General features: G+C 54.3%; 6 protein-coding genes. 3 read left to right on the plus strand and 3 right to left on the minus strand.

From position 1 onward, the window contains the following. Nucleotides 1–7: 7 nt before the first annotated feature. Both BM323_RS16510 and BM323_RS16515 read right to left on the minus strand, forming a co-directional pair. Entirely contained in the window at nucleotides 8–11806 is an 11799-nt protein-coding gene (locus BM323_RS16510; RefSeq protein ID WP_091024798.1) for a hemagglutinin repeat-containing protein, read from the minus strand. Nucleotides 11807–11818: 12 nt separating this feature from the next. Then, entirely contained in the window at nucleotides 11819–13483 is a 1665-nt protein-coding gene (locus BM323_RS16515; RefSeq protein WP_008110769.1) for a ShlB/FhaC/HecB family hemolysin secretion/activation protein, read from the minus strand. 453 nt (nucleotides 13484–13936) lie between these two features. On the opposite strand from BM323_RS16515, the gene eptB reads away from it, so the two are divergent. After that, complete coding sequence (gene eptB / locus BM323_RS16520) at nucleotides 13937–15589, plus strand: kdo(2)-lipid A phosphoethanolamine 7''-transferase (RefSeq protein WP_036650328.1); 1653 nt, start codon at nucleotides 13937–13939, stop codon at nucleotides 15587–15589. 61 nt (nucleotides 15590–15650) lie between these two features. Here the strand turns inward: eptB and BM323_RS16525 are convergent, their stop codons facing one another. Next, a complete protein-coding gene (locus BM323_RS16525) occupies nucleotides 15651–16223 on the minus strand; it encodes a helix-turn-helix domain-containing protein (protein WP_008110774.1) in 573 nt (190 codons plus the stop codon). A gap of 63 nt (nucleotides 16224–16286) precedes the next feature. Here BM323_RS16525 and BM323_RS16530 point away from each other — a divergent pair, with 63 nt between their 5' ends. Together BM323_RS16530 and BM323_RS16535 are read left to right on the plus strand one after the other, a co-directional pair. Continuing rightward, the gene (locus BM323_RS16530) at nucleotides 16287–16796 is read left to right on the plus strand and encodes a GNAT family N-acetyltransferase (RefSeq protein ID WP_254773279.1); all 510 of its coding nucleotides are present in this window, start codon (nucleotides 16287–16289) and stop codon (nucleotides 16794–16796) included. A 44-nt stretch (nucleotides 16797–16840) separates the two neighbouring features. Further along, complete coding sequence (locus BM323_RS16535) at nucleotides 16841–17374, plus strand: GNAT family N-acetyltransferase (RefSeq protein ID WP_008110779.1); 534 nt, start codon at nucleotides 16841–16843, stop codon at nucleotides 17372–17374. The last annotated feature ends 425 nt before the right edge of the window (nucleotides 17375–17799 follow it).

Below are 17799 nucleotides of genomic sequence, written 5' to 3' on the forward strand. Positions count from 1 at the left end.
TTTACCTCTATTGTTTTGCCGGTTTGTATGGTGGCATTGGGTTACTATCTGGGAATGCAGTTATTATTTTACCATTAGCGGGTTGGTAGACGACACGAATACGTACTCCATCTCGCTCTTCGTATGCAACCCACTTAGCAGGGTCCCCTTTACTGGTATATTTACCACCAGTACCAGTTTGGGCATACCAGACAGTGTCCGGTGAAGTAGCAATATCACCTATTTCATGTACAACCTTATCGGCTGTCCAATCTTGTGGAAATACTGTTTTTCCTGGATTTCCGGGGTATAAATGCCCCCCGCTAGTCGGCCCATCTCCATATAAAATATGCTGCTTAGCTTCAGGCGAAAGGATATCAACATATTTCTGATTTGCCAGGTTGATTGAACTTTCAGCGATTAATCCGTTTAGTTTTCCGGCAGCAGCAGCACCCAGCACTGGCGCGACAGATGCAATAACCAGCTTCATCCCATCATAGGTTTCAATGTATGCAGATGCCGCGGCTTTATCAGTATGGAGATACCCCATGACATAGTTCACCATCGCATCTTTCACCTGCTGCTGATTTTGCGCATCAACGCTGGTGATGTTCAGCAGGTTTACTATCTCGCCGTAAGCATCGGCATACATCTGGCTGGCTTTCGAGTTATAGTTGCCGGTGCTTTCGTACTCAACCTTCACAGCATAAGCCTTCAACCTAGCGCTAGCGCAACCCGCACTTGCCGCCTGACCATTGCTACAAGCCGCTATCACGTTCTCATCCCTTGATAAACTGAGTTCCGCTAATCGGGTAATATCTTTCTCAGCTTGCTCACGCTCTGCCGGGTCTCGGCTGTTTTTAAGTTTTTGCTTCGCTATTTCAAGTTCTGATTTTTCCGACACACTCAGATAGTTATTTTCAACTTCCGTCCTACCCGCCGATGCACCACTTACAACACCAACCCGCCCATCTACTGCGCCTCCAGCCACTGCACCCGCCAGAGTAACGATGTTGGCGACCAGCATTTTTTCATCTTCAGAGAGTTCAGAAACAGATTTGCCAAAGAACATCTGGCTCAGCTTGTCACTTGAACTCATTACACCGGCGGCTAACCCTCCGGCAGCTCCACCTGTTGCGCTGCCGCCCTGCGCTTTGGCAATTAAACCTGATGCGAGAGTGTGCAGAATCACGCGCATAGGCTCATTGCCTTCAGACACCACTTTCACCATCTTCGCCAGCAACGGTGCTGCCCCGGCCGCTACTGCGCCGCTGACGTTTCCACCCGCGAGACCGGCAAACACGCCGCTGATGGCCTGCGCCGCTATCTGCAGGTCCGAACCGATGCCATATTGTTTTTCGACCTCTTTGTCACGCTCGCTGAGATATTTCTCCTGCTCCAGTGTCGTCATTTCATTGAAAGCTTTATCGTTCTTTAGCTTGTTGCGCTCCTGCTGCTTCGCCTGAAGCTTGAGGTAGTCGAACGTCTGCTGAATGACCTGCTGACCCAGCACGGCCATTTCACGCTGTACGGCCATACTGTCCTCGGCCTTTTGCGCATCAAACTTATCCTTCAGCGCATTCTCCGCAGAGGCGGTATCACGGCTGATTTGCGACACATCCTGCTTTTGAGCATCAGGATTACGGATCTCAATCGTCCCTGGCGAGATGGCGCTGTAGGTGGTTGAACTCGCGCGATCTTTAGTCTGCTCCAGTGTCGCTACAGGCATAGGATTGTTACCCGACTGCTGCGACAGCCCACCGTTCGGTAATTTTGAAATAAAGCTACCGGATTCCGGCACAGTAGGAGCGCCCATGCTGCCACTGACCGCCATGCTGTAGCCATTGCCGCCCGAGTTGGCGTGGTTTTCTATATTGGTCCAGCCGAGCGTCCCGGTGCTGAGGTGGTTTTTGTCCGGCGTTGCGGATGAAGCGATGATCGCGCCGTCCAGCTGTGTGTGGTTGCCGACAAAAATGTTGTAGCCGTTGTCACCCGCAGTGATACCACTCTGCTGCTGCACGGAGGCGTAATCGTTATAGATTTTGCTGCCGCTCATGCTGGCGCTGCCCTGCACCGGTACGCCGGCACAGATAGGCGGCACGCAGATGCTGGCGCTGAAACCCGTGGAACTTTGCTTGCTGTCGTAGCTGGCGCGGTCCTGCTGGCTGGCAATCTCAAGGTTACGGCCTGCATCCAGGTCCACGTGGTTGCCGTTCAGGTTGGCACCGTTGAGCGTGACGTCCTGACCCGCTTTCACCGTCAGGTCGCCCGCTGCCGTCACTTCGCTGTTATGGTGGGTAACGCTGCTGCCGTTGCCTTTAGCGCTGCTCTGGCTGGCGGCCAGCTCAATTGAGAAGCCGTTCTGGCTGCCGCCGAGACCAAACCCAACTCCTACGCCGTAGTGGCTGCCACCGCTGCTGGATTTCTGGCTGCTGTTGTCCTCACTGCTGCTTAGTGCGATATCGCGGCCTGCGCTGAGTGAGACATTGTCGCCACTGATTTTTGCACCCTGGACGGTAATATCCTGCTTTGCAGTCAGAGAAGTATCACCGCCGGACTTAAGAACGGTGCCGCTTTGTTCGCTGCTGTTCTGCTCCATCGACTGGTGACTGCTGCCGGCCGTGGCGCTGACGGTGACTTTTACCGCCGCAGTGCTCTGCGTGTATGCCGAAAGCGCGGTCATCGCTGCCTGCGCTGCATAAATTGCCTGCAGGCGCTGATCGCTGCTGTTCTTGTGCGAATCAACTACCTTATCTGCTGCCTGTGCGAGGCTCACGCCATAGCCTGACATTTGCACCGTCACGCCGTACTGGGTGGATTTGCTGTCGCTGCTGGCTTTGCTGCTGTCCTGCGAAGTCGTCAGGTGAATGTTCTGGCCGTCGACGTCCAGTTTATTTCCGGCGTAAACGTCCGCTCCCTGCAGCGTCACATCTTTACCTGCAAAGACAGAGACGTTGCCCTGTTCGCTGACCACGCCGCTGCGCAGATTATTCTGCTGGCTGGCGTTATTCGCTTTATTCCACGCGGTGCTACCCCAGCCAATGGTGCCGCTGTAACCGTCGCCGCCAAGCGAGCCGATGGTGGTGCTGGAACCGTGCGCACTCATGCTTTGCTGATCTTCGCCGGTGGTCAGGTTGACGTTGCCCTCTTTCGCCGTCAGCACCACACCCTGCTGCCCGGTCAGCGTAGAGCCGGAAACGGTGATGTCGCCTTTATCGCTATTCAGGCTGACGGTATTGCCGGTAATGGATGAGGTGTGCTGGGTCAGATAGCTGCCATCGCTACTCTGTTGCTGGCGACCCAGTCCCACCGGAGAGGCCGGTGCGCCATTGTTGGGTGAACCGCCGACCATGCGCGCCATCGCACCGGCCGAAACCGTGGTCGTGAAATCTTTCTGTTTGCTGCTGCTCTCTGAAGTGACCTTCTGACTGTCCGCAGCGGTCAGCACATCAATATTGCCGCTCGCCTGCAGGGAAGCGGCTTTGCCAGCGCTGATGGAACTGCCCGCAATCAGGATATTGCCGTTATCAGGGTTACCGGCATTACCTTTGGCATTTAGCGTGACGTTTCCACCCGCAGTCAGGGCGCTGCCGCTCTGGTAGACGCTCTGGCTGTTCTGATTCGCCTTTGCCGATGCGCTGTGATAGGTCATACCAACATCGGGCGTATCGAGCGCCGTGGCGCCCAGTTCATTGCCAACGGCTTTCCCCTGCGCATACACCGAGCTGTTCTGGTTTATCGCATCACGCAGGTTGCGCACCGTATCCAGCAGCGTGCCGGTCAGACTCAGCCCGATACCTGAACTTTTGCTCTCCTGTTTGTAGTTTTCGTTTACCTGGTCCTGGCCCGAGACGATGGCGATGTTTTTCGCCGTTATGCTGATGTCGCCTTTCTGACCGCCGGCGACCACGTCGCTGCCTTTGATAAGCACATTGTTGCCTGCGGTCATGGTCACCGCGCCGTTGCCCGCACCGACCAGGCTGCGCGCATCGCTTTCCGTTACCTTGGCGCCGTCATACTCACTCTTTGCCGACTGCTTGCCGTAGCTGATGCCCAATCCGCCGCTGCCCATCAGACCGCTTTTCTTCACCTCTTTCAGGCTATAGGTCGATGCGGTATTGGTGGCGGTGATCAGGTTCAGGTCGTTGCCCGCGTTAAGCGCCACGCCTTTATCACCCGCGATGGAGGAGCCCTGGATGGTGAGGTTATTGCCTGCCGTGACCGACACATTATTGCCGCTCAGATGTGAGGCTTTCTCAATGGTTGAACTGTCTTCCTGAATGGTATGGGTGGTGGTTTTCTTCAGGAACCCTTTTTTGGTTTTGGTTTCTTCTCTGTAGGCATAATCGCTTTCGGTCGCCGTAGAGATGTTCACATCACGGCCAGCCTTTAGAGCCAGATCCTGATCGGAAGTTAAATCACTCGCCTTGCTGGTGATATCGCGGCCTGCGACCAGAGAGATATTGCCGCCACTGGTAATTTCAGTGCCCTGCTGGCGTACGGTTTCGTTGATAACCGTTTTTTTACTGCCGCGCTCGCTGTTGCCGGATGTTGTTGCTTCCGCCTCAAGATTGATATCACGCCCCGCCTGCAGACCAATATCACCTTCCGCCGCCAGCGCTGCCGCCTGGCTGGTGATATCCTGCCCGGCTTTTAACGTCAGATTGCCGCCGCTGGAAACGGTCGTGCGTTCAGCACCTGAGCTATGCGTTTCCTTGTTACCTGTTTTACGGCTTTCGCTGGTCTCGATGCTGTTGAGACTGAGGTCGTGCCAGGCATTGAGCAGCAGATCGCCGCCCGCATTGAGTGAGGAGCCGGTGAGGTTGATATCGTTGCCGGACTTCAGGCTGAGCGCATCCAGCGACGTAATCGCCGCCGTCTGGCCAAGCAGCGTCTTGCTTGCCTGCACTGGCCCGTTGCCGCCGATCGTCCATTGTGAACTGATGGTGCTGTTGTTGATGTCACCGTTGACGCTTTCCAGCGCCACCTTTTTACCGCTGATTGTCGAGCTGACGTTGTTGATGCTATTCAGCGCGCTGAGATTCAGCTCGCCTCCGGCTTTAATCAGCCCGGCTTTAAGGTTGTCGATATTGTTCTGGCTGTCGGCGTTGACAGCGTTCTGCGCCACGATAGTGCTGGCGCTATTGGTGATGTTACCGCCGGAAAGTGTGACGTTGTTCCCGGCAATCACGCTGCCGTTGTTCATCGCCGCATCTTTTTCGGACAGGTAGACTTTCGGCACCATCACCGTCTGGCCATTCACCGAGGTGGCTTCCCACCAGATGATGCTCTTATCCAGTGAAGCAACCTGATCCGCGGTAAGCGATACACCAAACTGCAGGCCTAAAGACTGCTGTGACGCGGCGGCGTTATCCATCAGATAACGCATCTGGTCCAGATCGGAGCCCACGCCATTCAGATAGCGGCTGCCGGTCTGATTAAGAACGGTGTTGCTGACGTAACGCGTATCAAATGCCGCATCGCCAAGGAAGCGGTAATCGTTGTCAGGCTTAAGGTTCAGCCTGTCCAGCAGATAGGACGAGCCGAGGAAAGTATTCACGTCGGTATACTTCTGACGGCTTTCCTGTGGTGCGCTGCCAGGCTGTTTACCCAGCAACTGATTGAGATCGCCAAACAGGCTGGCGTCCAGCTGCCCCAGACCGTTTAATTTCGGGTTTACGGTGATGAGATAGGGACTGCTGCTGTCGCCCGGGACGAAGTAACCATTGTCACTGGTGGGAAGTGGATAGGCGCTGGTATCCACCGCTGAAGCACCATAGCTGCCCAGAGCCGACGGTTTTACTGCGCTGCCTGACGCCAGTTCAGCGGCCTTACCAAGGTTCGCGTTGCCCTGTTGTTTGCCATTGTGATTTGAGAGCCCAACGGTTTCAGGCTGTGCATTTTGCAGCGATGTGCCACCGTTGACCTGCTGCAGGGCATTATGCAGTTGGTCGCGCCATTCGGGAGAGTTGATCGCCACCTTATCTGTGGCGGCGAGTTGCTGGCGCTGCTGAGCTGCCACCTGGCCGATTGCGGCGAGCTGATTTAATACAGGCGCATTGACAGAGGTGCCTGTCCAGCCGGCGTTGGAAGTCGTGGAGGTATTGCTGATATCACCACTGAAGCTGGCGTTAACGTTGCCGCCTGCCTGAATGACGGCACGATAGCTATATCCGTCTTCTATCGAGACATATTCTGGTTGGCCTATAAAGCCAAAACGGAAAGAGGAGGCGTTAGAAATTTTCCCATCTTTGACATTTTGGCTGCAGCTGGTGAACCTTGTGGCGCCACAATCATATGTTTGCCAGGTCTGATAACGTCCTGTCGCAGAGGAGCTATTGTTCAGACTATCACCAGATAAGAAAGCGTTCCTCCCGGCCAGAATATCACTGGCTACATTATCAAGCGTTGTAGCGCTGGCCATTATATCGCGACCTGCTGAGATTCTTGCTGATCCTCCACTGGCAGTCGCGCCTACAATTTTCTCTCCGATTAGAACCTTTTGCTGATGCTGATCCTCATTAAGGGTTAACGGATAGCTCGTATGGCAGCTATCATTTCGCCCTCCGCCGCAGCTAACTTCTTTGGTTAAGGTGTACTGCGTTGGATCGAACGTAGAAAAAGGCAAATCGATGTAAGCAGCGCTGCCGTCGAAATACTGGTGCGTTTCCTCCGTGACCTGATATCCGTCTCTCTGATTCAGCAGATGTCCGGTCCTAATCGTGATATCACCATTCTGTGACTCAATGGTTCCCGAAGTATTGATCACCTCGCCATTGGCATTCCCCGCCGCATCGCGCTGCATCCACAGACTGTTGCCTGCCAGCATATCGCCACGCTGATTTTGAATGCTGTTAGCGTACAGGTAGAGATTCTGTCCGGCGTAAAGTAACGCCGTATTCACAATGCTGCCTGGCGAGGAAATGGTGAGGCTGCCACGCGTGCCGGTGAAGCCATTGAGTGCTAAGTCGCTGCGGCTGATCAGTGCAACATTGCCGCCGCCCTGCAGCGTGCCCGCGCTGTTCATATTGATGCGGTTACCGCTCAGGCTGCTGTCGCCGGTTCCGGTGGTGAGCTGGCCATTGTTCGTCAGATCGCCGCCTGCGTTCAACGTCAGTGCCTGCCCCTGCAACGTGCCCTGGTTCTCAATCGCTTCGTTACTGCTGATAGTCAGGCGTTTACCTGCGGCCAGCGTATTACGTGCTGTAAAACTATTGATGAGTTTCAGCGTGGCATCGCCCAGCGCCACCACCTGACCCAGTTGATCAAAACCGGTGCTCTCCAGCAGCAGATTGCCACCGCTCAACAGCTTTCCTGCTGCCTGCTGCGTGACCTGGCTGGCCTTCACGTTCAGCTGATTGACACCCAGCAGCGTGCCGCTGTTATTGAGCTGGCCATAATTGACCGCCAGCGAGCCACCCTGCGCAGTTCCCTGATTCAGCAGTTGCGAGCCGGTTAAGGTTCCCTGCTGATCGGCCAGCAAAGTGCCGCTGTTGCTGGCGTTGGCAGCATTTAGCGTCAGCTGCGCTGCCTGCAACCAGCCGCTATTGGTGAGTTGAGGAGTGGTGAGAGTGAGCTCACCCGCAGACAGCATTTTTCCGCTGTTCGTAGCATTGTTGCTGGCGGTGATGCGGTTAGTTGCCCCCTGAATCAGGCCGTAGTTATACAGCTCTGGCGTGGTCAGCGTCAGACCGCTCTGGCTTATCAGCGTCCCGCTATTGTTGTTGGTGATGCGGCCACGGGTGTTCAGCAACAGGCTGTTATCTCCCTGCAACCGCCCGTTGTTAGTCAGTGTTCCAGTGGTGATCGTCAGATTACCGCCCTGAATGCGGCCATCATTGCTAGCCGTCGCCGCCTGAACATCCAGTTTGCCACCTGATAACAGCGCGCCATTTTGCTGCTGCGTCAGCGTGCCGCCGAGCACTGCCGTCAGTCCGTTAACGCCGGAGATTTCTCCACCGTTGTTAAGCGTCGTGCCTTTCAGCGTCAGGTTTCCGGCAATCCACTGCCCCTGATTGGTGAGGCTGAGTGCGTTGAGCGCAGCGTTGCCGTTGGCGGTGATTTTGCTGCCCGTGGCGGACGTCAGCGCATCGCTGAGGTTGAGCGTCAGATCGCCAGCGCTCTGGATGGCGCCGTTGTTGGCAAGGCGGGTGGCGTTCAGCAGGATTTGCTGTCCCTGCCAGCTGCCGTTGTTGGTGATGACATCACCGGTGATGTTCAGCGTGCCCTGCGTCAGCAGCTGACCGCCAGCATTGTTGATTAATTCACGTGCGGGCTGCGACTGTACCGCCAGCATGCGGAAACCACGGGTCTGCGCCGGACCGATAGTCAGCGATTGCAGGCCAATTAGACTGCCCTGATTGGTCACGCTGGCCGGGGTAATTGCCAGCGTTTCGCCCTGCACGCTGCCGCTGTTATTCAGCGCGCCGCCACTCAGCGTCATCGCTTTATCCGCCAGCAGCGAGCCGCTGTTATTCAGGTTCTGCGCGCTGACCTGTGCCGTGCCCTGCGACAATATTTCACCGCTGTTGCGCAGCTCACCCGCAACGTCCGCAGACACATATGTGGTGCCCAGCAACGAGCCCTGATTCTGCCAGCGTCCTGCGCTGATTTGCGCGTTGTCACCCTGGATTGTGCCCGCCGTGTTGAGCTCAGTTGCGTTCAGTAGCAGCTCGCCGCCGGTCAGCGTTTTGCCGCCAGCCGCCTGTGTCAAAGCGCCGCGCGATTGCGCATCCAGCGAGGATGTTCCCTGCCATAAGCCACTGTTGCTGAGGCTATTTCCGCGTAACACCAGATTACCGGCCAGTACCTTACCGCTGTTTTGCAGGTTGCCCGCCGTCAGGCTGGCATTGCCGCCCGCTGTCAGGCTGCCACGGTTATCCAGCAGCCCGTCGGACTGACCTTTAAGTGCGTCAATACCGTAAACCGTGCCACTGTTGGTCAGCGAGCCAAACTGATAGTCAATGCTGTTGCCCTGCAACACGCCGGCGTTGTCAGCTGTGGCGCCCTTCACTGCAAGAAAACCGTTGCTGAGAAGCTGCCCCGCACTCAGGTTGCTGAACTGCCTGAAATTCGCGTTAAGTCCGCTGTCACCCTGTAGCAGGCTTTGATTCTTCAGCACATCACCTGAAACGTTCAACTGCTGTGCCGCAATCGAACCACTGTTATTCAGCGTGCCGCTCAGGTCTGCATTCAGATTGGTTGCGGTGATGCGTCCGCTGTTGGTCAGGTCACGGCCGTTGATGTTGAAGTCATCCGCCACCTGTAGCAGGCCCGCATTGGTCAGCTGTACCGGGGAAAGCGTCAGCGAACCGCCGCTGATAAGCTGACCGCTGGCGGCGTTGGTGATATCCGCGCTGTTCAGTGATAGCGAGCTGTTACCCTGCAGTAGTCCGGCGTTGGTCAGCTGAGGTGCTGTGATGCTGAGTCGGTTGGCCGCCAGCTTACCGCTGTTAGTGATGTCGTTGCTGATGAGAGCAAAATCGTTCTGGCTCAGCAGTGTGCCGCTGTTATCCAGCGCGCCGCTCAGGGTGCCAAGGAACTGTGTGGTCGCCTGGGCGCTGCCGGCGTTCTGCCAGCTTTGCAGCCGCATATCAAGCGTGTCGGCCTGAATGCTGCCCTGATTATCAAGGCTTCCAGCCTGAGCAGTCAGCGTGCCGGCACTCAGTAACTGGCCGCCGGTTTTATTACTGAGTTTATCGCCCGTCACCGTAAGTGCATCACTGCCCTGAATCAGCCCGCTGTTAACTAAATCTCCCTTAAGCCTGAGCGCCTGCGCCAGCAACCAGCCGCTGTTATCAACAGAATCTGCTTTGAGCTGTAGGTTCTGCTGACCAAGAATTTTGCCGCTGTTATCAAGCGTTGCGGCGTTGAGTACGCCATCACCCGCACTTAACGCATTGCCGCTGTTATGCCAGCTGCCCGCCGTCACCGCCAGTTGCTGTCCCTGCAGCTGGCCCCGGTTAGTGAGCGTGTCTGCTGCGATGGTTAATTTGCCGTCACTCAGTAACGTACCGCTGCTGGTTATCACCTTGCCGCTGGCCTGCAGCGATTGTTTGCCCTGCAACGTGCCGCTGTTGTTCAGCGTACTGGCATCAACATGGGTTGTCGCTGCGGCGATTTGACCGTCATTGGTCAGCGCAGCGTTTTGAAGATTGAGGGTGTTATCCGCGAGCAGCAGGCCGCCCTGCTGGTTGTTCAGCTGCGCGTTTGAGGCAAACAGGCTGGCAGCGTTGATTTCGCCGCTGTTGGTGAGCGCGTTGCCACTCAGCGTCAGTGCTGCCTTGCTGGTGATGAGCCCGCTGTTAATCAGCTGCGGCAGATTGAGTGCAAAACTGTTGTCCGAACTCAGGGTGCCGCCCGCCAGATTGTTCAGGCGGTTGCCGCTGTAGGTCAGCGCTTTGCTGCCCTGAATCAGCCCGCTGTTGTCAGTTTGCACGCTGCTGAGTGAGAGCACCGGCGCGGACAATACGCCCTGATTCAGCAAGCTGTCGCTGCTGAGGCTTAGACTCTCTGCGCCGGAGATGGCCGCGCCCTTACCATTCTGCAGGCTACTTGTGGTGATGCCGGTGGTGTTACCGGCCAGCATGCCGTGATTATCGAGTTGTTTGGCCGTGATGTTGAGGCTTTTTCCGGCCGTCAGTTGGCCGCTGTTGCTGAGCCGATCCTGCGCCTGCAATCGGATATCGTTACCGGCTTTCGCGACGGCATTGCTGTCGGTAATAACGGTTACGCCACTGAGCTGAATATCACGTCCTGCAGTGATGCTGGCGCCATTGGTGGTGAGATTTCCTTTCGCCGTGACGCTTACTCCGGCGTCGCTGACCAGCGTGCCTTTATTGAGCGTTGCATCCAGCTGTGCACTGAGCGCGACCTGTCCGGACGCTTTGTTTTCCCCACCAAGCGTCACTGATTCAGCATTCGCCGTCAGCGCCCCGCTGCTCAGGCTGTTATTCAGCGTCAGTTTACCGCTGGCATCCAGCTGAATATCACCCTGCTTCGCCACCAGGTTACCGAGGTTAACCCCAACGCCCTTTTCGCTCGACACCAGATGAATGCGATTGGCATACATGCCGCCAAGCGCGCCGGTATCCACCGCCACCGACGGCGCCGCACCTTCACCGGCAATCGGCGTGACGGAACCATCCGCACCCACGCGGTTTGCCCCGACCGTCACCGACAAATCTTTCGCATGGATCCCGGCGTTGATCTCGGTTGCACGCGCGACGATCGACACCGCATCGGCGCTGCTGCCGTCCAGTCCCTGACCTTCGACGATCACCGATCCTTTCGTCACCTCCAGCGCAGCCAGATTGCCGTTGGCATCCAGCTGCGGTTTACCGGTGGTCAGCGTGACATTCGGCGTGTTGATAAAGCCGCAGCCGTTACAGGTAATACCGTACGGGTTGGCTACCATCACGTTAGCGGCTTTGCCCGCTACTTCGGTGTAGCCCTGCAACTGCGAACGGTTGGCGCCAACCACTTCGTTGATGATCGCCTGCGCTTCGTGCCCGGCTTTCAGATTAGGGTTGTTCTGGATCAGGCCGCCCAGCTGCGTCTGGGTAAGCTGGCCGGTGGCGTTATTGAGGATTAAACCTTCTTTGCCAACGTTGTACTGCTGGTACTGGTTATGCGAAATCCCGGCGCCGTTGGGCGTGGTGATATTCACCACCGGCACGCCGTTGCCGGCGGCATCCATTTTTGTGCCCGGCGTTACCGGCGTAATTTGCGCGGCGACAGCAGGCAACATCGGCTGGACCGCCACCAGATAGCAAATCAGGTAACTCAGCGCGCGACGGGCGAGGGAAACGGGTTGACGATCGTCCATAATCTTTGCCTCTTAGAAAACCAGCCCGACGCGGGCGTAAATGCTGACGTGATCCGGCTGGAGATGGCCGGGATAGCTAAGCGGAATGCCGACGGTGTACTGGGTGTAGAAGTTGCGGCCGCGCGTGTTGAGACCTACCGCGCTGCCCCACAAGGTGCCGGTGGACTCGCGGTTCTGCGCGTCGCTCTTTAACCAGCCGCCGTCGATGGCGGCCAGCGCGCTGACGTCGCCCAGAACCGGCAGCGTGAACAGGCTGTAACTCAGTTCGTTGCGCAGATAGCCACCGGCATCTCCGGAGAGATACTGCTCCTTAAAGCCGCGCACCGAGCTTTCGCCACCCAGCGTCAGGCGTTCGCTGCCGTATAGCCGATCGGGCGACCACTGGCCGTAAACGCTGCTCAGCAGCCACAGTTTGTCAGCCAGCGGCCGCTGGAAACTGCCGCTGATACTCCACTTGCGGAACTGTGCTTTGGGCAAATCGCCGGTTTTTCCCGCGTCATCTTCGGCATCAAACCACGGCATGCCGCGGCTGAACGTTGGGTTGAGCGTAGCGACGCCGCCGAGGATTTTCTGCGTGTGATTGAGTCCCAGCTGCGCGCTGGTGATTTTGCGGCTGCTGCTCTGCAACAGGGTATTGTTGAGATAGTTGTGGCTGGAGTAATGATTCAGGCCGAGCTGGACGCCGGTTTTGATATCGCCGTTGCGGAACAGCACCCACGAACCGTTTAGCCGGTGCGACACGTTGTCGCCGTTGCTTAGCCAGGTAAAGCCGTTATTAACGAAGCTGCTGTGATAGTTGCTCCAGCTGTAGCTGTAGTCGAGCAGGCCGTAGCCGTAAGGCACGCTGACGCCCGCCTGCAGGTTCTGCGCATCACGCCAGTTGCTGAAGGCGCTGCTGCGTCCGCCGCTGATAAACCAGCGGTCAGCCAGTCCCAGCAGATTGTTTCCCGTCAGCGAGGCGTTGAGCTGACCAACGCCGGTACTTTTCTGTCCGCTATTATCGAAACCTAATGATGCGCTGACCGGAAATTCCGGTTTGGCCGTTAGATTGACGACCGAATAACCGGTTTTAGGCGACGGCTGTATTTCAATCTGTACCGGCGTGGTGCGCACGCGGTTAATCTGCTCCATGCCCTGCTCAATATCGCGCAGGTTAAGCACCTTGCCTTCCAGACCGGGAAACGCCATCTGTAATGAACGCGGATGCTGGCCGTCGAGACGAATGGCATCCAGCTTCCCTTCCAGCACCGGAATAATTAACTCGCCCTGCGATAAATCCTGTTCAATTAAAAATGCCCGGCTGGTGATATAGCCGCGCTGCATATACCAGTCAGAAATGGCATGCACCAGCGAATTAATTTCGGTTAAGTTCAGGCAGCGGTGGATATAAGGTGCGACCAGCGATTGCTGCTGGCCAGCAGAAATTAGCGTGGCGTTGCGAATAGCGATATGCTGCAGCGGAAAGCAGGGACCGGCCTGGCCGGAATCCGCTGCTGGCGTGCTCTGCGGCGCGGTAGCACTCCACAATGCGTCACGCTGCTGCTGATCATTTTGCAAACGTTGCTGTTGCTGGTTCTGAATATAATCACGGTCGCCGGGATTTAACGGTGCCGCCAATGCAGAAGTTGTGATCATACCGACGCATAGCGCCAGTGACATCCATGTTTTTGCCATCATAATAAGACTTAAGGGAAATTGATTGTAAATTTTGTGTAAGCACTTTTGTGCAGAATATCACCTTAACAATCAGAAAGTTCCTGGCTCCTTATAAAAACTTTAATTTCCTGTTTATTCAATTTTATAAATCATGAAGTTTCCCCTTAACGCAAATAGTCAGTCATTCCATCATTTTCATCGATAATGTTTACTTTCATGGTCATGCATGTTGAATGAATTGATGAGGGAAATGCATATACAGAATGAGGATCTTCACTGCATTGATTAGCAGCCTGCGGGGAAAGTGGTGGTTGCGAGCCCTAATCGAGGCATAAGCGCCTACCTTTGGTTGTTACATTATAACATACTTTAGGCCCAGCAATGGTTGAACTGATCCCCAAATCCATCCTCTTACCTAGGGCTGTCAATTTACAGGCAAGTGATTTAGTTGTTCATTATAATAACGGGGAATACATGTTTAAAAAGGGTTGGGTTAAGCAGTTTTATATACCGGTGTTTATTTCGCTCTATATCGGCGTACTTCTTAATATTCCGATTTTCATCCGTCGCTATACGCAACTGCAGTTTGATAACACCCTTTCATTAGTGACGGAGATCATCGCTGCATTTTGTTTGGTAATGCTGTTGACGTTGTTAACCTCATTAACCGGGAAATATCTATCGCGCGTATTAATGACCATGCTGGTGATATTCTCCAGTGCGGCCAGTTATTACATGATTTTCTTTAATATTGATATTGGTTATGGAATTATCGCCGCTGTTTTAGCCACCGATTCATTAGACCTTTCTAAGGAATCGGTGGGTTGGCACTTTATGCTGTGGATGGTGATCATTAACATCCTCCCGCTTTGGCTAATCTGGCGCGGAATGCGCATTAATCCCGTAACAAATATCAGTAAAAAGCGTTACTGGTCTTATAAAACCATCGCCATTATTATTGCCGCATTAGGTTGCTGGTTGCCGTTGAATTTAATGGGCAAAGTGCAGGATGAACAGGATAAGAAGAATAATCGCATGATGGCCAGCTACGGCGGCATTGTTGCGGGTACCTATTCACCGTCTAACTGGTTATCGGGCGTTGGCTTGCTGGCTTATAGTTCGTTCAGCCAGGCTGAAGATAATCGTAATCTTTACGATCCCGCTGAACACTTTAAATACGTTCCACCGAAAAATGCGGATAACTTGTATATCGTGTTTGTGATTGGTGAAAGTGCCCGCCGCGATCATATGGGTTTATACGGTTACGATCGCAACAACACGCCTTATCTCGATCACGAAAAAAACCTGGTTCACTTGCAGGGTTACTCTTGTGATACCTCCACTAAGCTCTCGCTGCGCTGTATGTTTGTTAGAGAAGGCGGCGCTTCAGAAGCCCCGCAGCGCACGCTGAAAGAGATGAATGTCTTCACGGTGATGAAGAAGCAAGGATTCTCTGAAGATCTCTACTCCATGCAGAGCGAAGCCTGGTTCTATAACAAAGTCATGGCCGACAGTTATTCGATGCGTGAATCTATTCAGGCGGAGAAGCGCAATGTTGGTAAGCCGGTGGATGATATGGCGTTGATTAATGAATTGCAGGACTCAATTCAGCGTCATCCGCAGGGTAAACATATTGTGATTCTCCATACCAAAGGCTCACATTATATGTATACCGAACGCTATCCACGCGCGTTTGCACGCTATACGCCGGAGTGTCAGGGCATTGATGATGCCTGTAGCACGCAGGAGATGATTAATTCCTACGACAATAGCCTTTTGTATACCGATTATTTTCTCAAGCAGACTTTCGATAGCCTGAAAGATAAAAATGCCATCGTGTTTTATGCCTCTGATCATGGGGAATCGATTTCCGATAATCTGCATTTCCACGGCACACCACGCGATCATGCACCAATGGCGCAGCGCACGGTGCCGATTATGGTTTGGGCATCGGATAAGTTTTTAAGTGACAGTAATAACAAAGCGTCATTTGCCAAACTTCAGCAACTGCAGAATGACAAAGCGCCGGTATTCCACGAGAAGTTATTCGACTCGATCTTAGGCTGCTCAGGTTTTACCTCACCGGATGGCGGAATTAATTCGCTCAGGAACTGGTGCGCGCATTAAGGTACAATCCAGGCGGCAGTTTTACGTCCAATTAATAATGGATGTTTAACTGCTGCTGCTTTTATTTGAGTACGATTACCGCATAGCGACAACGTTGTTCCGAGTCATTCCTGAAAATACAGTCAGCAGGATCGCCCAATTCAAGACAATCGCCCGTCTGCATTTCGAAGATTTTATCGCCTTCTTGAAAACATAATTCACCCTCTAAAACCCAGATAAGCTGACGGCGCGACACATAGGAAATGACCGGCATCGGCACGCTAACGCCGGGCGGCAATTCTATGCTGACAAGATCGAGCGGTATCTGCCCTGGCGACACATGTCGTCGGATATATCCCGTTTCAGGATCCTGCCAAACCGGTTGCTGATGCTGTTTCAGTAATGTGCCCGTTTGCACTTCGCTCAACGCAATCAGTTGCGACATGCTCATATCAAACGACCCCGCCAAACGTGCCAGCAACGTTGCTGTAGGACTGCTTTCTCCCCGTTCAATTTTATGGATCATCGCCCGTGATACGCCTGACTGCTCAGCCAATTCGGTCAAAGACCAGCTGCGTTTTTCTCTTTCAGCCTTCACTTTTTTGCCAATTCGCGCGTTTAAATCATCTTCTTTAGTGGATTTTTTGTCTGACATAGTAGATATATAAGATAGTGTACGAAGCGTCTACTTTAGTGGCATAACAGCGAGGTGTCTATGGTGAACATACGTCCGGCAGTTGAAAAAGATGCAGCGGAAATCACGGATATTTATAACCATGCGGTGCAGAACAGCACAGCCATATGGAACGATAACACGGTCGATATTGCTAACCGAATCAAATGGTTGTCAGATCGGCAATCGGCAGGATTTCCGGTTCTGGTCGCCGTTGATGAGGATGATATTGCGCTCGGTTACGCTTCCTATGGTGACTGGCGTCCGTGGGATGGATACCGCTATACGGTTGAACATTCGGTTTATGTCCATAACGCCGCACAGGGAAAAGGTCTTGGATTAGCATTAATGCGGTCACTTATCACGCATGCGACAGCGCAAGGCAAACACGTGATGGTGGCGGGCATTGAGTCTGAAAACACACCTTCAATCGCGTTACATCTCAAGCTAGGATTTACCGATGCCGGACAGATAAAACAGGTAGGAACAAAATTTGGCCGCTGGCTGGATCTAACATTTATGCAGCTACGGCTGGATAACAGGGACAAACCTTAATTGACGATGACCTGGCTGGAGCCAAAGCCCAAAATGGAGGACATATGACGCCAGAAATCAAAACGGAACGACTAATCCTGAAGCCGCTGGAAAGCCGCGATGGGCAGGCGATGCAAATCGCCTTCCCACGCTGGGAGATCGTGCGTTATCTCAATGCCAATGTGCCCTGGCCTTATCCTGAAGGTGCCGCGCAGGATTATGTCGATAACGTGGTGTTGCCCGCCGTCAAGGAAAGTCGATGCTGGTGCTGGAGTATCAGACGCCAGGAGAAGCCTGAGGAATTAATTGGGCTGATCGAACTGCGTGATGGAGAAAATGATAACCGCGGATTCTGGTTGGTACCTGAGTGGCAGCAACGCGGATTCATGAGTGAAGCCTGCAACGCCGTTAATGATTTCTGGTTTAAAACGCTGGGCCGCGAAGTATTACGCGTGCCAAAAGCGGCGGTGAATACCGGCTCGGTGATCATCTCACGTAAATCTGGCATGCGTCTGATAGAAACCGGTAAAAAAGAGTATGTGGCGGGTGTTCTCGATTACGAATTGTGGGAGTTAACCCGTGAAGAGTGGCTCGCATAAAAAATCAGCCAAATCAACGTAGGTCCGCCCGTTTATATCTTAATGCTCGTCAGTTCGGTGTCTTTCGGTCGCCATAAATGGCGACCCTACGGGGTTTGTAGCGATGGTAAATCAGGAAAATGCATAGTTGCTGCAGCGCGGGGGTTGAGGCGACATCCTAAACCGCTGAACGAATGAGGGATTCCAGGGCGAGCCGCATGGATGCGGCGAGAGGTGGCGCTGAGCAGGAGCGAATCGCCACCGGTCCGTCAGGAATCGTGAATGAGTGAAGGTACCGCGCAGCGGCGGGTTGGGCTGGCGCAGGGCCCGGGAGTGCAGAGGGCGCGGCCATGCACTGAACCCCAAAACCTGGACACATTTTACATCTCTTTTGATGCCCGGTATTCCACCGGGCTCATGCCCGTTCTGAGACAAATTCGTTCGTG

This window comes from Pantoea sp. YR525 (assembly GCF_900116775.1).
GTDB classification, from domain to species: Bacteria; Pseudomonadota; Gammaproteobacteria; order Enterobacterales; family Enterobacteriaceae; genus Pantoea; species Pantoea symbiotica.

Coding starts and splice junctions, on each gene's coding strand:
- eptB (WP_036650328.1), top strand. CDS start 13,937: ATGTTTAAAAAGGGTTGGGTTAAGCAGTTTTATATACCGGTGTTTATT.
- BM323_RS16510 (WP_091024798.1), bottom strand. CDS start 11,806: ATGGACGATCGTCAACCCGTTTCCCTCGCCCGTCGCGCGCTGAGTTAC.
- BM323_RS16535 (WP_008110779.1), top strand. CDS start 16,841: ATGACGCCAGAAATCAAAACGGAACGACTAATCCTGAAGCCGCTGGAA.
- BM323_RS16515 (WP_008110769.1), bottom strand. CDS start 13,483: ATGATGGCAAAAACATGGATGTCACTGGCGCTATGCGTCGGTATGATC.
- BM323_RS16525 (WP_008110774.1), bottom strand. CDS start 16,223: ATGTCAGACAAAAAATCCACTAAAGAAGATGATTTAAACGCGCGAATT.